This is a genomic window from Mycobacterium sp. 1245111.1 (assembly GCF_001673405.1).
In the GTDB taxonomy this organism is placed as follows: domain Bacteria; phylum Actinomycetota; class Actinomycetes; order Mycobacteriales; family Mycobacteriaceae; genus Mycobacterium.
The window spans coordinates 13073-30795 of sequence record NZ_LZLV01000117.1 but is presented as its reverse complement, the minus strand read 5'-3'; the positions used below and the strand labels follow the sequence as shown (position 1 = coordinate 30795).

General features: G+C 64.9%; 18 protein-coding genes and 1 pseudogene. 13 read left to right on the top strand and 6 right to left on the bottom strand.

Annotated features, from left to right (window positions below; genetic code table 11):
• Positions 1–42 precede the first annotated feature (42 nt).
• The 5 genes from A5658_RS19070 to A5658_RS19050 are packed head-to-tail and all read left to right on the top strand — an operon-like array spanning position 43 to position 6570.
• A complete protein-coding gene (locus A5658_RS19070) occupies positions 43–1254 on the top strand; it encodes a cytochrome P450 (RefSeq protein ID WP_067338861.1) in 1212 nt (403 codons plus the stop codon).
• A gap of 26 nt (positions 1255–1280) precedes the next feature.
• The gene (locus tag A5658_RS19065; RefSeq protein ID WP_067338858.1) at positions 1281–2249 is read left to right on the top strand and encodes an enoyl-CoA hydratase/isomerase family protein; all 969 of its coding nucleotides are present in this window, start codon (positions 1281–1283) and stop codon (positions 2247–2249) included.
• Between the two features lies 1 nt (position 2250).
• Positions 2251–4563: a CaiB/BaiF CoA-transferase family protein gene (locus tag A5658_RS19060; RefSeq protein ID WP_067338855.1), complete on the top strand. Its 2313-nt coding sequence runs from the start codon at positions 2251–2253 to the stop codon at positions 4561–4563.
• On the top strand, positions 4556–5317 hold the full coding sequence (locus tag A5658_RS19055) for an SDR family NAD(P)-dependent oxidoreductase (protein WP_067338852.1): 762 nt from the start codon (positions 4556–4558) through the stop codon (positions 5315–5317). Before A5658_RS19060 ends, A5658_RS19055 begins: the two co-directional genes overlap by 8 nt.
• The gene (locus tag A5658_RS19050) at positions 5317–6570 is read left to right on the top strand and encodes a hypothetical protein (protein WP_067338991.1); all 1254 of its coding nucleotides are present in this window, start codon (positions 5317–5319) and stop codon (positions 6568–6570) included. Before A5658_RS19055 ends, A5658_RS19050 begins: the two co-directional genes overlap by 1 nt.
• Here the strand turns inward: A5658_RS19050 and A5658_RS19045 are convergent.
• Genes A5658_RS19045 through A5658_RS19035 form a run of 3 tightly spaced genes read right to left on the bottom strand, consistent with a single transcriptional unit; the run spans position 6559 to position 10099 of the window.
• Entirely contained in the window at positions 6559–7671 is a 1113-nt protein-coding gene (locus A5658_RS19045; protein ID WP_067338849.1) for a Xaa-Pro peptidase family protein, read from the bottom strand. The genes A5658_RS19050 and A5658_RS19045 overlap by 12 nt on opposite strands.
• Before the next feature lie 39 nt (positions 7672–7710).
• Positions 7711–8937 (bottom strand): Xaa-Pro peptidase family protein, encoded by a 1227-nt coding sequence (locus tag A5658_RS19040; RefSeq protein ID WP_067338845.1) that lies wholly within the window; start codon positions 8935–8937, stop codon positions 7711–7713.
• A 1-nt stretch (position 8938) separates the two neighbouring features.
• Complete coding sequence (locus A5658_RS19035; RefSeq protein ID WP_067338842.1) at positions 8939–10099, bottom strand: amidohydrolase family protein; 1161 nt, start codon at positions 10097–10099, stop codon at positions 8939–8941.
• Positions 10100–10406: 307 nt separating this feature from the next.
• On the opposite strand from A5658_RS19035, the gene A5658_RS19030 reads away from it, so the two are divergent.
• Genes A5658_RS19030 through A5658_RS19020 form a run of 3 tightly spaced genes read left to right on the top strand, consistent with a single transcriptional unit; the run spans position 10407 to position 12731 of the window.
• Complete coding sequence (locus A5658_RS19030) at positions 10407–11084, top strand: TetR/AcrR family transcriptional regulator (RefSeq protein WP_067338838.1); 678 nt, start codon at positions 10407–10409, stop codon at positions 11082–11084.
• Entirely contained in the window at positions 11084–11827 is a 744-nt protein-coding gene (locus A5658_RS19025; RefSeq protein WP_067338835.1) for an SDR family NAD(P)-dependent oxidoreductase, read from the top strand. Before A5658_RS19030 ends, A5658_RS19025 begins: the two co-directional genes overlap by 1 nt.
• Before the next feature lie 22 nt (positions 11828–11849).
• A complete protein-coding gene (locus tag A5658_RS19020; protein WP_067338832.1) occupies positions 11850–12731 on the top strand; it encodes an ABC transporter substrate-binding protein in 882 nt (293 codons plus the stop codon).
• On the opposite strand, the gene A5658_RS19015 is transcribed toward A5658_RS19020, so the two are convergent.
• Positions 12728–13006 (bottom strand): hypothetical protein, encoded by a 279-nt coding sequence (locus A5658_RS19015; RefSeq protein ID WP_067338828.1) that lies wholly within the window; start codon positions 13004–13006, stop codon positions 12728–12730. The genes A5658_RS19020 and A5658_RS19015 overlap by 4 nt on opposite strands.
• 227 nt (positions 13007–13233) lie before the next feature.
• On the opposite strand from A5658_RS19015, the gene phoU reads away from it, so the two are divergent.
• The 4 genes from phoU to A5658_RS18995 are packed head-to-tail and all read left to right on the top strand — an operon-like array spanning position 13234 to position 15325.
• Positions 13234–13881 carry a phosphate signaling complex protein PhoU gene (gene phoU, locus A5658_RS19010; RefSeq protein ID WP_067338989.1) on the top strand — a complete coding sequence of 216 codons (648 nt, stop codon included), beginning with the start codon at positions 13234–13236 and terminating at the stop codon, positions 13879–13881.
• A 30-nt stretch (positions 13882–13911) separates the two neighbouring features.
• Positions 13912–14229 (top strand): helix-turn-helix transcriptional regulator, encoded by a 318-nt coding sequence (locus A5658_RS19005; RefSeq protein WP_067338825.1) that lies wholly within the window; start codon positions 13912–13914, stop codon positions 14227–14229.
• Positions 14226–14699, top strand: a complete 474-nt coding sequence (locus tag A5658_RS19000; RefSeq protein WP_067338822.1) for an SRPBCC family protein — start codon at positions 14226–14228, stop codon at positions 14697–14699. The genes A5658_RS19005 and A5658_RS19000 overlap by 4 nt, the downstream gene beginning before the upstream one ends.
• Positions 14696–15325, top strand: a complete 630-nt coding sequence (locus A5658_RS18995) for a maleylpyruvate isomerase family mycothiol-dependent enzyme (protein WP_067338819.1) — start codon at positions 14696–14698, stop codon at positions 15323–15325. The genes A5658_RS19000 and A5658_RS18995 overlap by 4 nt, the downstream gene beginning before the upstream one ends.
• A gap of 1 nt (position 15326) precedes the next feature.
• Here A5658_RS18995 and arsB read toward each other — a convergent pair.
• A pseudogene (gene arsB, locus A5658_RS18985) lies at positions 15327–16828 on the bottom strand (ACR3 family arsenite efflux transporter).
• Positions 16792–17247: an ArsI/CadI family heavy metal resistance metalloenzyme gene (locus A5658_RS18980; RefSeq protein ID WP_067338813.1), complete on the bottom strand. Its 456-nt coding sequence runs from the start codon at positions 17245–17247 to the stop codon at positions 16792–16794. Before A5658_RS18980 ends, arsB begins: the two are co-directional and overlap by 37 nt.
• A 99-nt stretch (positions 17248–17346) precedes the next feature.
• Between A5658_RS18980 and A5658_RS18975 the strand changes: the two genes are divergently transcribed.
• Positions 17347–17706, top strand: a complete 360-nt coding sequence (locus tag A5658_RS18975) for an Rv2640c family ArsR-like transcriptional regulator (RefSeq protein WP_067338985.1) — start codon at positions 17347–17349, stop codon at positions 17704–17706.
• Positions 17707–17723 lie beyond the last annotated feature (17 nt).

The following is a 17723-nucleotide window of genomic DNA, read 5'->3' as shown; positions in this document are numbered from 1 at the left end:
GCAAGTAAGCCCTAACGAAGTTGTGGCGGAAGGCAAGATCTCGTGACCATCAGCACCGACGCGAACGTCCAAGACGTGCACTACGACCCATACGACGTCGTCGTCAACGCCGACCCCTACCCGACGTTCGCGCGGCTGCGCGAAGAGGCACCGCTGTATTACAACGCCGAGCACGACTTCTACGCGCTGAGCCGTTTCGCCGACGTCGACAAGGCGTTGGTCGATCACGGCACGTTCAGTTCGGCGCGCGGCATCATCGTCGAACTGATCAAGGCCAACCTCGACATTCCCCCCGGCCTGCTCATCATGGAAGACCCACCGGTCCACGACATCCACCGCAAACTGCTCTCCCGGATGTTCACCCCGCGCAAAATCGCTGCGCTGGAAACCCAGATCCGCGACTTCTGCGCCCAGTCATTGGATCCCCTGATCGGGACGGGCCACATCGACTTCGTCGGCGACCTGGGCGCGCAGATGCCGATGAAGGTGATCAGCATGTTGCTCGGAATCCCCGAGGACGACCAGGAGTTCATCCGCGACCACACAGGAGCGCAGATGCGCACCGAAGCCGGCAAGCCGATGAACGCCGAAGGAGGCCTGGTTACCGGCGAGATCTTCGCCGCCTACATCGACTGGCGAGCCGAGCATCCCTCCGACGACATCATGACCGAGCTGCTCAACGTCGAGTTTGCCGACGAGACTGGCACCACCCGTCGGCTGACGCGCGACGAGTTGCTGATCTACCTCAACGTGGTCGCGGGCGCCGGCAACGAGACCACCACGCGGCTGATCGGTTGGGCCGGAAAGGTTCTCGCCGAGCACCCGGATCAGCGCCGCGAACTGGTCGACAACCCCGGGCTGATCCCGCACGCCGTGGAGGAACTGCTGCGATTCGAGCCGCCGGCACCGCATGCGGCGCGCTACGTGACCCGCGACATCACCCTCCACGACCAGACCGTGCCCGAAGGCGCGGTAATGATGATGCTGATCGGCGCCGCCAACCGCGACCCACGTCAATTCGGCTCGGACAGCGAGGAATTCAACATCCACCGCCCGCCCCGCCAGCACCTGGCGTTCGGCGTCGGCACCCACTTCTGTCTGGGCTCGGCGTTGGCACGGTTGGAGGGGCGCATCGCTCTCGAGGAGATCCTCAAGCGCTTCCCGGAGTGGGACGTCGACTTGAGCAGAGCCAAGCTCAGCCCGACCTCGACGGTGCGGGGATGGGAGACCATGCCGGCGACCTTGCTCAAATAATCAACAACCAACATTGGAGATGGCTCATGGTCGAATTCGACTACGAAAAGCTGAAGAAGGAAGCCGAGCAGTACATCAGGTTCGAGAAGGACAAGAAAAACCGCATCGCCTACATCACGTTCGACCGTCCCGACGCCCAGAACGCCACCAGCCTGGGCATGCGGCAGAACTACGCCGACCTGATCCACAAATGCAACGTCGACGACGAAGTGAAGGTCGTCGTGATCCGCGGCGAGGGCGACGATTTCGGCAGTGGTGGCGACCTGCCCGAGCAGCGCCCGATGCTCGAAAACCCCGGCCTGCCACTGCATCACGAGCTGGCGATCAACGACGACGACGTCAAATACCCGCCTGGGGGTTCGTACCGCTACCTGTCCACCGTCACCGACTTCTACGCCAAGGCACGCGCCGGAAACCGCCCGCTGCAGGAGCTTCGCAAGATCAGCATCATCGAGGCCAAGGGGTACTGCTACGGCTGGCACTTCTACCAGGCCGGCGACGCGGACCTGGTGATCGCCAGCGACGACGCGCTGTTCGGTCATCCCGCATTCCGCTACGTCGGGTGGGGCCCGCGGCTGTGGTGGTGGGCGGAAACGATGGGTCTGCGTAAATTCTCTGAAATGCTGTTCACCGGAAGGCCGTTCAGCGCGAAAGAGATGTACGACTGTGGCTTCGTCAACAGCGTGGTGCCCCGCGACAAGCTGGAGGCCGAGACCGAGAAGTACGCGCTGGCGTGTTCGAGGTCGCGTCCGACCGACACGGTCGCGGTGCAGAAGACCTTCCTCGAGTTGTACAAGCAACACAAGGGCGAGTACTTCGGAAGCCTGCTCACCGGCATGGTCGAGGGCATGCTGCCGATGATCAAGAACGACGCCGAAGAGGTCGACCTGACCGGCGGCACCTTCGAACAGGGTCTCAACAACGTCGTCAAAGACAACGACCTGAACTTCCCGCCCGAATGGCGGCTGAGCCGCTCGGGTCGCGCCAAGCCCTGACATGTCGGCACTGGCCGGCATCCGAGTCGTCGAGTTAGCCGAATCCGTTGCCGGAGAATACTGCGGGAAACTGCTCGCGGACTTCGGTGCCGAGGTGATCAAGGTCGAGCCCCCGGGTGGCAGCCCCACCCGGGCGATGGCCCCGCTCGTCGGCGACGACGGCCCAGAGCGCAGCGCGGTGTTCGCGTATCTGAACACCAACAAGCGTTCGGTCGTAATCGCCGAGTTGGACAGCCTCATTGCGACGGCCGCCGCCGTCATCGGCGAGCTATCGGTGAGCGACCTCGCCCGTCGCCACCCCGGCGTGGTGTTCTGCTCGATTACCCCATACGGCATCGATGCGCCCCCGGAGTTGCAGAACGCGCAGAGCCTCAACGTCTTTCACAGCAGTGGTTGGGGCTTTCACACGCCCAGCCACGCCGATCCGGCCAGACCGCCGCTGAAGGGGCCCGGTCGATTTCTGGCCGACTACGAGGCAGGACTGGATGCGGCGCTGTGCGTCGCGTCGTCGTTGTTTCGCAAGCTGCACACCGGCGCCGGCGAATTCATCGACGTGTCCGCCCACGCGGTGCTGGCCTCGCGCGCCGACTGTGTGCTGGGCCGGTTCGTCGCCGGCGAGATCTCGCCGGCGAACACCCGCGACGATTATGACCAGCAAGGCCCCGCCTCGTTCTTCGCCTGCGCGGACGGCTTCGTCTACCTGTACATGACCAGCGGCAGCCATTGGGCCGGTCTCAAAAAGCTGATGGGTCAACCGGACTGGCTCGACGACTTCGAGGACGACTGGCTCGAGTTCTCGGTCACGCCGAAGAAGGTGAGCCGTTTCCAGCGCGGCTTCGCGGATTGGGTGCGCGATCTCAACAAGGACGCGGTCTCCGACGAGGCTCAGCGCCTTGGTGTTCCGCTGGTGCCGGTCACCGGCGCAACCGACCTGAAGACCTCACCGCAGTACCGGCACCGCGGCTTCTTCCATGAGATCACGCATCCGGTGCTGGGCACCGCCGCCTATCCCGGTGTCCCCTACCTACTGAGCAGATCACCGGCCCGGATTACCAGCCCGGCACCCGCCCTCGGTCAGGACACCGACGACATCCGGGAGCATCGGCCTCCGAAAGTGGTGTCGGCGCAACTCAAAACACCGAGAAAGCGGCGCGGCGGACCACTGGAAGGAGTACGCGTCGTCGAACTCACCAAAGTCTGGGCGGGGCCATACGCGGGCAAGCTGCTGGCGTTCCTCGGCGCCGAGGTAATCAAGGTGGAAAGCTCGACCCATCCCGACGAGATGCGCGCCTACGGCGGCACCGACATCAACCACGCACCCTTCTTCCTCAGCATCAACCCCGAAGTGCTCAGCGTCGAGCTGGACCTCAAGTCGACCCAGGACATCGACCGGCTACGCGCGCTGATCTCACACAGCGACGTTGTCATCAACAATCTGCGGCCCGGCGCGATGGAACGAATGGGTCTGGGCTACGACCAGCTGAAAATGCTGAAGCAGGACATCATCTCGGTGTCGATCAAGATGTGGGGCAACGACGGGCCGATGGGTTATCAGACCGGCTACGCCCCATGCTTCGCCGCGCTCGCCGGGGTCGCCTCGCTGGTGGGCTATCCTGGCGGACCACCGCTGGGCACCAGCATGCGCTACGGCGATTCCACCGTCGGCGCCGCCGCCGCGTTCGCCACTGTGGCAGCGCTCCTTCATCGCGACCTCATCGGCGAAGGGCAGTTCGTCGACCTGTCGGCGGTGGAGACGCTGTCGTCGATGATCGGCGACTGCCTACTCGCCCAGGAACTCACCGGAACGCCACTGCGGCCAGACGGAAACCGGCACGCAAACATGGCCCCGCACAACTGCTACCCGTGCACCGGTGGCGACTGGGTGGCCATCGCCGTGTCCGACGAGGCGCAGTGGCGCGAACTGTGTCAAGCACTCGACACCGCAGTGCTGGCGGAAGACCCGCGGTTCGCCACACTCGCGGATCGCCTCGTTCACGTCGATGCGCTCGACGTGGCACTCGCCGAGTTGACCCGCGACCACGACGCTACCGAGCTGGCGCACCAACTTCGCGCCGCCGGCGTACCAGCGACCAAGAGCGCCACCGCGCTGGACGTCATCAGCGACCCGCTGCTCTGGGACCGCGATCTGTACCGCTTCGTCAGCGATCACCGCGAGGGACAGCGACCGGTGCTGGCAGCGCCGTGGCGGATGTCGATCGCGGACACCGATATCGCTCGCGGCGCCCCGGATCTCGGTGAGCAGGATGACTATGTTCGTAACGTGATCCTGACGGAGGAGCGGCGTAATGCCTGAACTGACCGGCACCGCGGCGCTGGTCACCGGCGCCAGCAGCGGCATCGGCGCCGCGACGGCGCGGGCGCTGGCCGCCGAGGGTGCGGCCGTCGCACTGCTGGCCCGCCGCGCCGACCGGCTCGATCAGCTGAAGGCTGAGATCGAGTCCGCCGGCGGCCGAGCCGTGGCGGTGCCCGCCGACGTCACCGACGCCGACCAGGTGACCGCGGCTGTGCAGCGCAGCGTGACAGAGCTGGGGCGGCTGGACACCGTCGTGAACAACGCGGGCCTGATCCGAATGTCGCCGGCCTCCCAAGCGACACTGCAGGATTGGGACGACCTCGTGCGAGTCAACATCCAGGGCGTGCTGTACGTGACCCGGGCCGCGATCCCGCACCTGATCCATGCCGCCGCGGACTCACCGCGCGGCGTCGCCGACATCGTCACGATCAGCTCCACCGCCGGCTGGGTGGCCCGCCCGGGCACCGCCGTCTACTCGCTGACCAAATTCGGGGTGAATGCCTTCAGCGAGGGGATCCGCCAGGAGCTGATCGGCCAGCGGGTCCGCGTCGGGGTGGTCGGCCCCGGCACCGTCGACACCGAGATCAGCGACCATCTGTCCGCGGAATCGCGCGAAGCGTTCGATCGTCAGACCGCCGGCATGGTCAAGCTGGCGTCCGAGGACGTCGCCGATGCCGTGCTGTACATCGTCACCCGTCACCGCAGAGTGGCGGTCAACCACATGCTGGTGCGAGCCGCCGAACAGACCTGGTGATGTCGACAGATCGATGGGTGGTCGGCGATCACCTCGGCCTGTCGATGCCGGCCGACCCGAACGCGTTACGTGCCGGTGGCACAGCGTTTCTCACCGAGGCATTTCGTGCCTACGGCATCGACAACTCGGTCACCCGGATCACCCGATTCGCCGAGGTCTCCGGCGGCAGCACCGGCCGCAAGGCTCTGTTACGCGTCGAGTACGCAGCGCCGGGTGCGCTCACCGATCTTTTCGTGAAGTTCTCTCGCGACTTCGACAGCCCCATCCGCGATCGCGGCAAAACACAGATGGAGTCCGAGATACTATTCGCGTCGCTGTCGCGCGAGCCGGGATTCCCGATCAGGGTTCCGGTCACCCAGTTCGCCGACTACCACCGCGACACCGGCACCGGGCTGCTGATCACCGAGCGAATCTTATTTGGCGCCAACGGTATCGAGCGCCAGTATCACAAATGCCTCGACTATGAGATGCCCGAGCCGGTGGCGCATTACCGCACCCTGATGTGCGCGCTGGGCCGGCTGGCGGGCGGTCACCGGTCTGGCCAAATACCGGTCGGTGACCAATTCCCGGTCGACATGCAAGCCGCGCAGGTGGGAGAGCGGGCGCCGATCGACGCCGACAAGCTTGCCCGCCGGCTCGATCAGCTCACCGATTTCGCGGCGACCAGCCCGGGCCTGCTGCCCGCCAATATCCGCTCACCACAATTCCTTTCGCGGCTACGTGATGAAGCGCCGCGGTTGTTGGACCGGGAAACGGCGGTGTGGGACTACCTCGCCCGCAACCCCGACTACATTGCGCTGTGTCACTGGAACGCCAACGTCGACAACGCCTGGTTCTGGCGCGATAGCTACGGCCAACTGCACTGTGGTCTGATGGACTGGGGTTGCGCCGGCCAGATGAACGTCGCGATGGCGCTGTGGGGTGCGATGTCAGGCGCCGAGACCGATCTATGGGACCACCGTCTCGACGAGCTGTTGGGCCTGTTCATCGACGAGGCACGCCGTTGTGGTGGGCCAACTCTCCAGGTGCCGGAGCTTCGTAGACAGGTGATGCTCTACGTCGGGATCATGACGGTCGCCTGGCTACTCGACATCCCCGCGCTGATCGGCAAGCGTTTCGGCGCCCAAGCGGGGACACTCACCCGTAAAGACCCGCGGATCAAGGGCGACGAGAGCGTGCGGGCACCGCTGCAGATGCTCACAAATGCGCTGAACCTCTGGGAGACACAGCGATTCGGTGATCTACTGCCATAGCGGGCTGGCGGTCAACACCTGCGGCCCGTCGTCGGCGATGACGACACTGTCGCGGCGCAGCACCCCGCCGACGCCCTCCTGCCACACGTAAGCCGTCAACGCCAACACCATTCCCGGATCCAGCCGTTCGGCGTCTGCGGTGACCGGGAGTCGCCGGGAGATCACCGGCGGGTCGAAGCCGAGCCCGAGCCCGTGTGCGACCGCCATCGGCGGTGCCGGCTCACCGGCGGCCTCGTAGGCGGCCAGCAGATCACCGGCCCGGGCGCGAGGCCGGCAGACCGCAATCAGCTTGTCCCACAGGTGATTCGATCGTTCATAGAGTGCACAGATCGCATCCGTCGTCTCACCCACCGGCCAGGTACGGGCGACCTCGGCGACGTAACCGTCGGCGAGTGCCCCAGCGCTGAACGCGACCAGGTCGCCGTCGCGCACCTCGCCGTGCGCGCGTTGCCACGGGTGTTCGCGGGACGTCACCCACGCGGCGTCCTGGGTGGCAGGCGTGCTCACGCCGCCGGCGGCCATCGCCTCGAGCACCGCGCCGGTCAGCGTCTGCTCGGTCAGGCCGGCGCGTAACTCCGCGACGCCTCCGGCGATCCCGGCCCCGGCCACCCGCACCGCGGCGGACATGGCCGCCAGCTCATCGGGCGTCTTGGTCCGGCGCGCGGCGAGCATCGGCAGTTCGCCGTCGACCAGCTCGGCGTTCGGGAACGCCATCGGCAACAACGTTGCGAAAGTCGGTGTGATGGCGTCGGTTCCGACCCGCTTGGCGGTCGACGATCCGTCGATGTTCTTCAGCACGTCGATGAATGTCATCGGGTTCCACGCCAGCCCATAGAGCCGGTCGCGGCCGATCTCGTCGGGCACGCCTTCGTCGTCGGTGCTCATCAGGAAGATCTCACCGCTACCCCGCAGCATCACGCACACCGGGCCGAAAGGTCTTGTCCCGCCTATCCACAACTGCGGCGCACCGGTCACGTAACGGACGTTGGCCTGGCGACCCAGCACCAGGACGTCGATGTCGTGGGCTTCCATCTGCTCCAGCGCCCGCCGCCGACGTCCGAACCGAAGTGCTCGGTCGTCGGGCAGTACGTCAGTCCCCATTGGCGCCACTCCTCCGCATCGCTTCGCTCTGCATCGTCGTCAGCGCGTCCCATAGGGCGTATACGGGTAGTCGGTGATCGGGATATAGCCGTCCTCGGTAATGACCACGATCTCCTCACTGCGGTAGCCGCCGGTGCCGTCTTCCCACACCACCGGTTCCAGCACCAGCGTCATCCCGACCGGGAAGACGAAGTTGTCGTCGAACTCCTCACCGAGATCGGTGCCGATCATGGGCGCCTCGGCGGGATACAAGCCGATGCCGTGCCCGAGGTAGAAGTGCGGCAGCCACGGCTTGGTCCCACCGTTGGCGGCGATCGCCGCGCGAGCCAGATCACCCGATGTGGCACCGGCTTTGGTGACGTCGAGCACCGCGTCGAGAATGTGTTGCCACTGCTGATACTGGGCCTGCTGCCGATCCGATGGCTGGTCGCCGACGATCCAGGTGCGGCCGAAGTCCGAACAGTAGCCGGCGTAGCTGATGCTGATGTCGGTCCACAGCACGTCGCCCCTGGCCAGTTCGCGCTCGTTGGTCAGCAGCGGCAGCGCGAGGTCGCCGTGCGTGGTCCACACACCCTCCGCGCGTGAGCGCGGCATCACCTGCCAGATGGCCTCCAGCATGTTGGCGGTCGCGCCCAGTTCGAAAACCCGGCGCACCAGCTTGGCCGACAAGTCGGTCTGCTTGACACCCGGTGCGAGCTGTTCCTGGACGTCGACCATCGCGCGCTCGGTGATGCGCATGGCCGTGCGCAGGCACGAGATCTGGTCCGGGGTCTTGACCAGATTGGACGCCCCGATCACGACGGCGGCCTCCGACGGCGGACCCCCAGGGAAGATCCGATTAGCGGCGCGGCGCATTGCACCGGTCATTTCGTCGACGGCGACGCTCGCGCCCGGCGGGATCAGGTCGGCGATCACCCGCACGAACTGCTCGACGCCCTCGTCCAGTTCGAGGTACAGCGCATCGTGCAGATGGTCATGCGGCACTTGGGTTTCCGACGCAGCGCCGCTGCGGAACGGGAGATACAGGTGCGGGTGTGGGTCGTCGGCGAGCACGATCGCGACCGGGCGTTCGACGTGGGACAGTCCGGCGTCCAGCACCGGCCAGCTCGCACCGGTGGCGTAGACGACGTTGTCGTTCATCAGCAGGATCATCGCGTCGACGCCGTGGTCGGCCATCGCGCTACGCAGCCGGCCGCTGATGTCGCGGTGCATTCGCGCGAAGTCCGGCTCGTCGGGGATGACGAAGCTCTGAACCGACGCCGTCATCTCAGATCGCCAGGAATTTCTTGATGTTGCCGCTCACGATCTTGGCGGCGTTCTCGGGCCCGACGGCCTCGACGACGGCGGCCAGCGATTTCTCCGAATAGCCGTAGCTGCTCTCGTTGTGCGGGTAATCCGAGGACCACATCACCTTGTCCACGCCGATCTCGTCGATCAGCCTGAGCCCCAAGGGGTCGACGATAAACGACGCGCTCATGTGGGTGTCCCAGTAGTGGCGGATGTCGTGCTTCAGCTTGTGGTCGAGCATGTGTTGGTACGACGCCAGCACGTGCTCGGCGTCTTGCAGAGCCGGCGGTATCCAGGCGATGCCGCCCTCGAACCAGCCGATCCGCAGGCTCGGGTGGCGGTCGAGAATTCCGCCAAAGATATACTTGGAGAACATTTCCCGGAATCCGTCGATGTTCACCATCATCGCGACCGCGACGTTGTTGACCTCGCAGGGCGCCTTCGGCGGCGTCTCGCCGATGTGGTGGGTGATCGGGAGGCCGGATTCCTCGATCGCCTCCCAAACCGGCCGCATCGCGTTACAGGCGTAGTCCATCATCACGCCGTCGTCGCCAGTGCCCGGGTTGAGTGGCAGCAGAAAGGTGGTCAGCCCAAGTGATTTCAACTCGGTGAGCGTTCGCTGGGCGCCGTCGGCGTCCCACCAGTTGACCAAGCCGACACCGAGGAAGTGTCCGTTGGACCGTTGCTGCAGATCGGCGAGGAACTCGTTGTAGATGCGAAATACCTTCTCGCGCATGGGTTTGTCGGGAAATCCGAACATGGCCAGTAGCGCATTGGGGAAGGCGAGTTCACGGTCTACGCCGTCTTCATGCAATTCGCGGATCCGCGCCTCGATGTTGTTGGTTGCGGCGCCGGCCAAGTCGTCGTATTGCATCAGCACCGCGCTGAAGACGTCAGGCAGGAACGACTGACCCTGATGGCCGATCTGGTAGGCGCCGTCTTCGTACCAGATCCGCGGTGCGCCGTCTTTGATGTCGTCAGGGAGGCGTTCGTAGAAGATGTCGGCGGCCAGCGAAATGTGGGTGTCGGCGGAGAACACCTCGGTGCCGGCGGGAAGGCCGACGTCTCCCTTGGCGCGGCCGTGTCGGTTCTTCGGCGCACCGAAGCCCCCGGGCGGGTAGAGCGTGTTGGCTTGGGTCATTGCTGCAGCGCACCAATCAGTTTCAGATCGTCAGATATTTGCAGGTTAGCCCTTCGGACACCTGCGGTATCGGGAGTCGGGATTTCTCCGTCCTCGGCGCTCGCGCGCCGTCCCGGTCGCAAAGCCAACTAACCGGTTGGCTCGGTATCGGACACGCGGGGCGTATAGTTCCTCCCGCTCCAGCACGACTATCGGAGGAGACGCTGGCGATGTTCGGCCTCGCCGAAGCCGTCGACCTGCAATTGCTCGCCGACGGCGTGGACTACTCGGCGGCCGCGTCTACCCTGAAGACCACGATCGGCAACGAATGAACGAGATTGGCGACAAGCGCTCCGATACGACGCGCGAGCAGATTCTGCGAGCCGCGGCGCACCAGTTTGCGCAGCGCCCGTATTACGCCGTCGGCCTCGACGACATTTTGGCCGAAGCCCAGCTCACCAAGGGCGCGATGTATTTTCATTTCCGCTCCAAGCATGCGTTGGCTTTGGCGATCGTCGACGAGCAGACCGCCAAATCCGCAGCTGCCGTGCAGGAATTGCTCACCCGAAAACTGTCCGGGCTGGAAACGCTGATCGACGTCTCGTATCTGATCGCGATGGCGGACATCACCGAGAATGTCACGCGCGCGGCCTTTAATCTGCTCGAATCCGTCGGTCGGACCGAGAAGCTGCAGGAGCGACTGTTAGGCGGCTGGATCGAATTGCTCGGCGATGTCGCCGCGCGCGGAATTCGCGAAGGCGACATCATCGACCGGGGCGATCCCGAGGAGATCGGACGCCTGCTGGTGTCGATCTACATGGGGATGCGTCAGGCCAGCCATCTGGATGATCCCGTGCGATTACTCGGCGACTACGAAAAAGCGCTGTCGACGGTGCTGCGTGCAATCGCACAACCCGACAAGATCGATTACTTCACGCAATTTCTGAGGCGGCGTACGGCGTTGGCGATCAAGGCCGCGTCGGCAAGCACCGTGTCGGGCGACTGATGGATCGCGTCGCGGTAGTCACCGGCGCCAGCCGAGGGGTTGGCGCGGCCGCGGCCCGACTTCTCGCGCAAAGGGGATTCCGGGTAGCGGTCAACTACCGCTCCAGCACCGAAGAAGCCGACGAGGTGGTCCAGGCGATCACCGCGGCGGGCGGCGAGGCCTGGGCGGTCCGGGCCGACGTCACCGATCCCGACGACGTCACATCACTGTTCTCGGAGACTGAGCGTCGTTGGGGACGGGTCGATGTGCTGGTACACAACGCACTGATCCCCTATGACGTCACCTCGTTCGCCGATCTCAGCTGGGAGCAACTGGGCGGCAAGCTGGACCGCGAGTTACACGCAGCGTTTCTGGTCACCAAAGCTGTTGTGCCGGGCATGATCTCCCGTAGTTTCGGCCGGCTCATCTACATGACGACAATACTGTCGCGTCGCCCACGTGAAGGCATGATCACGATCGGCACAGCCAAAGCGGCGATGGACCAGTTCGTTCGTTACGTCGCGCTGGAGCTGGCGCCGCACGGCATCACCGCCAACCTGGTGTCGCCCGCGACGGTGGCCGATGCCACCGCCGAGAAGCTCATGACCACCGAAAAGATGCGCAGCCTCAGCGCCGCCAACCCGATGGGCCGACTCGTGACGCCCGAGGAAGTGGCCCACACGATCGCGTTTGCCGCCAGCGAGGATTCCGGTTTCATCACCGGCCATTGCATGGAGGTCAACGGCGGCTTGGCGATGGATTGAGATCGCGAAAGGGGTTGCGGCGATGGAAACGATCGACCTCGCCTACGTCGGACGCGGCCTGCACGAGGAGCTGGTCGCCCACATAGCCGACCAAGAGGGCTTCTTCGAAGACGAAGGCGTGCACGTGGCCATCCACGACGGCGTCGGCTGGCCCGCCGAACGGCTGCGCCGGGGCGCGGTGATAGGTCTCGGCAGGACTTTGGTCTCGCGCCTCAAAGACGGAATCGATTGGACCGCAGTCAGTTTCAGCACCGACCACCCACTGTTCTGGTTTCTGGGCAACAGCGGCGTGAAGTCCATGGCAGACCTTCGTGGACGGCGGCTGGCCGTTCACGGACCCGCCGACCCACCGGGGACGTTCGCCCGAATCGTCCTGCGCCGGCACGGGTTAGACCCCGATCGTGACGTGGCCTGCATCGTGCGGCATCCGGGCGACTACCAGATGGACCTGCGGCAGCTGCGAAACGGATCGATCGACGCGGCGTATGTCGGAAGCACCCTGTCGCCCGAGCAGGTCGCCGAAGAAGAAGGATTCCATCTGCTTGCCTGGGTGGGCGATCATTTCCAGATCCCGACCGTCGGTATCGTCGTCGACCCCGATCGCATCCCGCTGGATAGCCCCGCCCTGCTGGGACTGGCGCGCGCCAACGAACGCGCCCTGCAGCTGATCGTCGACAATCCGAGCAGGGCGGTCGATTATGTGGCCTGGTTCCTTGACCGGCTCACTCGCGACGAGGCGGAACAGTATTACCGACGCTACGTGGGACCGTACTTCGTACCCGGCCGTAAGGCCGACCTCGCCATGGCGCAACACGCCATCGACGCCGTCGCCGGCGAACTCGGCGTCGAATCTGTAGCGGCATCCGCGATATACGGGCTTGCCGGGACGTTGATCGGTACCTAAGTCCGTGGGAAGCGGGCGTTTAGCGCGCTGAGCATCCTGCGCGCCTCGGCGAGGCGTTCGCGCACGATCACCAGACGTTTCGGCGGCTCGACATAACCTTCTGATTCGCATCGCTTTTGCCACGCCGATTCGGCCTTCACGACCTTCCGCTTCATCGTTTCGATGTCGCGACGCAGCAGTTTCGCGAACAGCTGGGCCTGAACTCGTTCGGAGCGCCGAGATACCGGAATGACATTGGCAGTCGACGGCTCCTCATCCGCATCCCTGGTCGTCATCGGTAGTCACCCCAGAAGACCGAGGGAATAGTCGGCGCGAGGACACGCGACGATCCGCGAGAACACACCGGACAGCGGCATCGTCACCCCCAAGCGGGAATCGTCCTGCATCTAACACTGGCGCTTTGAGCTTTCCGCGGCAACGACCGCCCTGGTCGGGAAAGATAGGGTTCATGACAAGTTCATCGACGCGGATGCGCTTGGTCGCATCGGCTTAAGGATTGGCGATGCGGACGGCTTTCCAGGAACAGCTCGAGACGCTGACTGACACGCTCAGCAGCATGTGCGGCCTGGCTGGTTTGGCGATGGACCGCGCGACGCAGGCATTACTGGAAGCGGACCTTTCGAAGGCCGAGCAGGTCATCGGCGACCACGACCGTATTGCCGAGATGCAATCGCAGGCAGAGGAAATTGCCTTCGTCCTGCTTGCGCTGCAGTCGCCGGTCGCCGGTGACCTGCGACTGGTCGTCGGGTCGCTGCAGAACGTGGCTGACGCCGAACGCATGGGCGGGCTGGCTCTGCACGTCGCCAAGATCGCACGGCGGCGCCATCCCAACCACGTGTTGCCCGCCGAAGTGCGAAGCCATTTCGCCGAGATGGGACGGGTCGCAGTCGAGCTGGGAAACAGCGCCAAAGACGTTGTCGTATCGAGGGATTCGCAACAGGCCGCGGACATCAGCCGCGAAGACGACGCGATGGACCAGCTGCACCAGCAGCTGTTCAACGTCTTGATGGACACCGAATGGAAACACGGCGTAGCCGCCGCCGTCGACATCACCCTGCTCGGTCGGTTCTACGAACGCTTCGCCGACCACGCGGTCGAGATCGGGCGCCGCGTCGTTTTCGAAGCGACCGGCAAAACCACCGACCAATAACGCATCGGTAAGCGTAGACTTACCGATGCCATGACCACCGATACCATCGATGCGTGGGCCGCCCTGGCCGACGGCACCCGGCGCGAGATATTCAAGCGGCTGGCCGACGGGCCGATGGCGGTCGGCGAAATCGCCCGTCATCTCCCCGTCAGCAGGCCGGCGGTGTCACAGCACCTCAGCGTCCTCAAGCGCGCCGGGCTCGTGTCCGACCGCGCCGCCGGCACGCGACGGCTCTACCACGTGAACCCGAGCGGCATCGAGGCACTGCGATCGGAGCTGGACATGTTCTGGGGCAAGGCATTAGACGCCTACAAACTCCTGGCCGACAAGGAAGGACAGAATCCATGATCGAACCGGTTCGGCGCCAGCTGGTCGTCAACCTCGGCATCGAACGAGCCTTCGCGCTGTTCATCGAACGCTTCGATGCAATCAAGCCGCGCGAGCACAACCTGCTTTCCGTTCCGATCGCTCAGAGCGTCTTCGAGCCGCGGGTTGGCGGCCATATCTACGACGTCGGCGTCGACGGCAGTCAATGCCGATGGTCGCGCGTGCTCGCCTACGAGCCGCCGCACCGGCTCGTCTTTTCCTGGGACATCGGGCCGACCTGGCAGCTGGAGACCGACCTGGACAAGACCAGCGAGGTCGAGGTCAGGTTCATCGCCGAATCCGACAGCCGCACGCGGGTCGAGTTGGAGCACCGCAACCTGGAGCGGCACGGCGACGGGTGGCGGTCGGTCGCGGATGGAATCGGTGGCGACGCGGGGTGGCCGCTGTATCTGCGGCGCTACGCCGAGATCGCGGAGGGCGCGTCGCAATGACCGGCGACCAGACGCTGATGGAACTGGCGTACGCCGAGCGCGTCGACCTCGCCGGATTCCTGGCGACGCTCACACCCGACGAATGGCAGGCGCCAAGCCTGTGCGACAAATGGACGGTGAAAGATGTTGTCGCGCATGTGGTCAGCTACGAAGAGTTGTCGCCTCTCGGGTTGGCGATGCGCTTCGCCAAGGGCCGAATCGTCCGCGCCAACGAAGTAGGTGTCAGGGAGTTTGCGCCGCTGTCCCCTAGGGAGCTGGTCGACTTTCTGCGTGCCCATCTGCGCCCGCAAGGTCTGACAGCCGCGTTCGGCGGCATGATCGGTCTGGTCGACGGCACCGTCCACCACCAGGACATCCGGCGCGCGCTCGGCCATCCGCGCGCCGTCCCGACCGAGCGGCTGGAGCGAATACTGCCGCTGGTGCCGGGAAATCCGCGGCTCGGCGCGGGACGCCGGATCAGGGGTTTGCGGCTGGCCGCCACGGACGTCGCGTGGCAACACGGGGACGGGCCCGAGGTGGCTGGTCCCGGTGAGGCGCTGCTGATGGCGATGACGGGTCGCCGCGATTCCCTTGGCGAACTGGACGGGCCGGGGCTATCCACGCTGAGCGCGCGTATCACCCGGTGAGCTAGACCCCTAACTGGCTCAACAGCATCGTCACGCGACGCTCGATCTCGTCACGAATCGGCCGGACCAGTTCCAGCGATTGCCCGGCGGGATCGGGCAGCGTCCAGTCCTCGTAGCGCCGTCCGGGCACAATCGGGCAGGCATCGCCGCATCCCATCGCCACAACGACGTCGACGGCTTCGAGCATCTCCCTCGTCCATCGCTTCGGTTGCTCGCCCGCGATGTCGATGCCCTTCTCCGCCATCGCCGCGACGGCAACGGGATTCACCTCGCTGGCCGGATCAGAGCCGCCCGAGTACACGTCCGCTCGGCCATTGGCGAGGTGTCTGAAAAATCCCATCGCCATCTGGGACCGACCGGCGTTGTGCGTGCACAGAAAAAGAACGGCGGGCGTAGCGGTCATCCGTCGACGCTCGCGAATCCTCGGCGCAGCGCCAGCGACACGTAGACCAGCGCGACGAGCACCGGCACCTCGATCAGCGGGCCGACAACGCCGGCAAGCGCCTGCCCGGAGGTAGCCCCGTAGGTGGCGATGGCGACGGCGATGGCAAGCTCAAAGTTGTTGCCCGCTGCGGTGAATGCCAGCGTGGTGGTGCGCTGGTAGCCCAGACCCAGCGTTGCGCCCAGCGCGTAGCCGCCGCCCCACATGATGGCGAAGTAGGCCAGCAGCGGCAGCGCGATGCGGGCAACGTCGAGCGGACGCCCGATGATCTGATCACCCTGCAGGGCGAAGAGGACCACGATGGTGACCAGTAGCCCGTACAGCGCCCACGGTCCGATCTTCGGCAGAAAAGCTGTCTCGTACCAGATTTGGCCCCGGGCCCGTTCGCCGAAACGTCGTGTGAGATATCCGGCGACGAGCGGAATGCCGAGGAAGATGACGACCGATTTAGCGATCTGCCACGCAGATGTGCTGATCGAGGTCTGCGGCAGCCCAAGCCAACCGGGCAGCACCGAGAGATAGAACCAGCCGAGCGCGGCGAACATGACGACCTGGAAGATCGAGTTCAGCGCGACAAGAACGGCCGCGGCTTCGAGGTCGCCGCGGGCAAGGTCGTTCCAGATGATCACCATCGCGATGCAACGGGCCAAGCCGACAATGATCAGCCCGGTCCGGTACTCCGGCAGATCCGGCAACAACAGCCAGGCCAGGGCGAACATCAGCGCCGGGCCGAGTACCCAGTTCAGCAGCAGCGAACTCAGCAGCAGCCGGCGGTCGCCGGTCACCGAATCGAGGCGGTCGTAGCGCACCTTCGCCAGAACCGGATACATCATCACCAGCAGACCCAGGGCGATCGGCAGCGAAATACCATCTACCTGAACATGATTCAGCGTACTGTTCAACCGTGGTGCACTGCGGCCCAGCAGCAATCCGGCGGCCATCGCGACACCGATCCAGACCGGCAAGAAGCGATCCAGAACAGAAAGCCGTTCGACAACGCCGGAATGTTGCTGTGCCGTCTGGGTCACGACGTCGCGCCCCGCGCGTCCGCGGTTCCGCAGCACACACAGTCAGCGTCCGCGCTCTCGTCAGTGTGTGGTTCGGGGCCGAACGATTCCGCGTCCGCGAGCACGGTGTACACCTCCCACCGTTCTCCGCTTGGGCCCGTCACCCAGACCTTGTCCTGGGTGGCGAAGCAGCATGTGGTGGCGATTTCCTCCTCGGTGAACATGCCGTGCTCGGAGAGGCGGGCGATTTCGGTGTGGACGACATCGCTGGATTCCACTTCGACACCCAGGTGGTTGAGAGTTCCACCGCGGCCGGGGTTTTCGATGAGCACCAGTTTCAACGGCGGCTCGGTGACGGCGAAGTTCGCGTAGCCGGGTTTGACCTTGTTGGGCGAGGTACCGAACAGCTTGGAGTAGAAACCGACCGCCGCGTCGAGGTCGTCGACGTTGAGGGCGAGTTGAACGCGGGACATGAGTTCTCCCTACCTCTGTGGCTTATGTCGAACTAGCTAACGGTAGCGATCATGCCACCTCTTCGATATATGTCAAGAAGCTGTGGCAGAATGGTGGACATGCCCAAGACGTTGCCGACGGTGGACATCTCGGCGCCGGTGTGCTGCGCGCCGGTAGCGGCCGGCCCGCTGGACGACGGCGCGGCGCTGGACATTGCCCTGCGCCTGAAGGCTCTGGCCGACCCGGTCCGGGTGAAACTGGTGTCGCTGCTGTTCAGTTCGGACGCGGGCGAGATGTGCAGTTGCGACTTGGCCGTCAGCGTCGGGTTGAGCGAATCGACTGTCAGTCACCACCTTTCGCAACTTCGTCGCGCCGGGATGGTCGAGTCGGAGCGTCGGGGAATGAACGTCTACCACCGGCCCCGCCGTGAGTCGTTGACGGCGCTCTGCACAGTGCTCGACCCTAACTGCTGTCGCTGAGGTCTCTGCATAAGTTA

Coding starts and splice junctions, on each gene's coding strand:
- A5658_RS19035 (WP_067338842.1), bottom strand. CDS start 10,099: ATGACCCAAGCCAACACGCTCTACCCGCCCGGGGGCTTCGGTGCGCCG.
- A5658_RS19015 (WP_067338828.1), bottom strand. CDS start 13,006: ATGACGACCAGGGATGCGGATGAGGAGCCGTCGACTGCCAATGTCATT.
- A5658_RS18975 (WP_067338985.1), top strand. CDS start 17,347: ATGCCCAAGACGTTGCCGACGGTGGACATCTCGGCGCCGGTGTGCTGC.
- A5658_RS19005 (WP_067338825.1), top strand. CDS start 13,912: ATGACCACCGATACCATCGATGCGTGGGCCGCCCTGGCCGACGGCACC.
- A5658_RS19055 (WP_067338852.1), top strand. CDS start 4,556: ATGCCTGAACTGACCGGCACCGCGGCGCTGGTCACCGGCGCCAGCAGC.
- A5658_RS19045 (WP_067338849.1), bottom strand. CDS start 7,671: ATGGGGACTGACGTACTGCCCGACGACCGAGCACTTCGGTTCGGACGT.
- A5658_RS19060 (WP_067338855.1), top strand. CDS start 2,251: ATGTCGGCACTGGCCGGCATCCGAGTCGTCGAGTTAGCCGAATCCGTT.
- A5658_RS19065 (WP_067338858.1), top strand. CDS start 1,281: ATGGTCGAATTCGACTACGAAAAGCTGAAGAAGGAAGCCGAGCAGTAC.
- A5658_RS19030 (WP_067338838.1), top strand. CDS start 10,407: ATGAACGAGATTGGCGACAAGCGCTCCGATACGACGCGCGAGCAGATT.
- A5658_RS18980 (WP_067338813.1), bottom strand. CDS start 17,247: ATGTCCCGCGTTCAACTCGCCCTCAACGTCGACGACCTCGACGCGGCG.
- phoU (WP_067338989.1), top strand. CDS start 13,234: ATGCGGACGGCTTTCCAGGAACAGCTCGAGACGCTGACTGACACGCTC.
- A5658_RS18995 (WP_067338819.1), top strand. CDS start 14,696: ATGACCGGCGACCAGACGCTGATGGAACTGGCGTACGCCGAGCGCGTC.
- A5658_RS19025 (WP_067338835.1), top strand. CDS start 11,084: ATGGATCGCGTCGCGGTAGTCACCGGCGCCAGCCGAGGGGTTGGCGCG.
- A5658_RS19040 (WP_067338845.1), bottom strand. CDS start 8,937: ATGACGGCGTCGGTTCAGAGCTTCGTCATCCCCGACGAGCCGGACTTC.
- A5658_RS19050 (WP_067338991.1), top strand. CDS start 5,317: ATGTCGACAGATCGATGGGTGGTCGGCGATCACCTCGGCCTGTCGATG.
- A5658_RS19020 (WP_067338832.1), top strand. CDS start 11,850: ATGGAAACGATCGACCTCGCCTACGTCGGACGCGGCCTGCACGAGGAG.
- A5658_RS19000 (WP_067338822.1), top strand. CDS start 14,226: ATGATCGAACCGGTTCGGCGCCAGCTGGTCGTCAACCTCGGCATCGAA.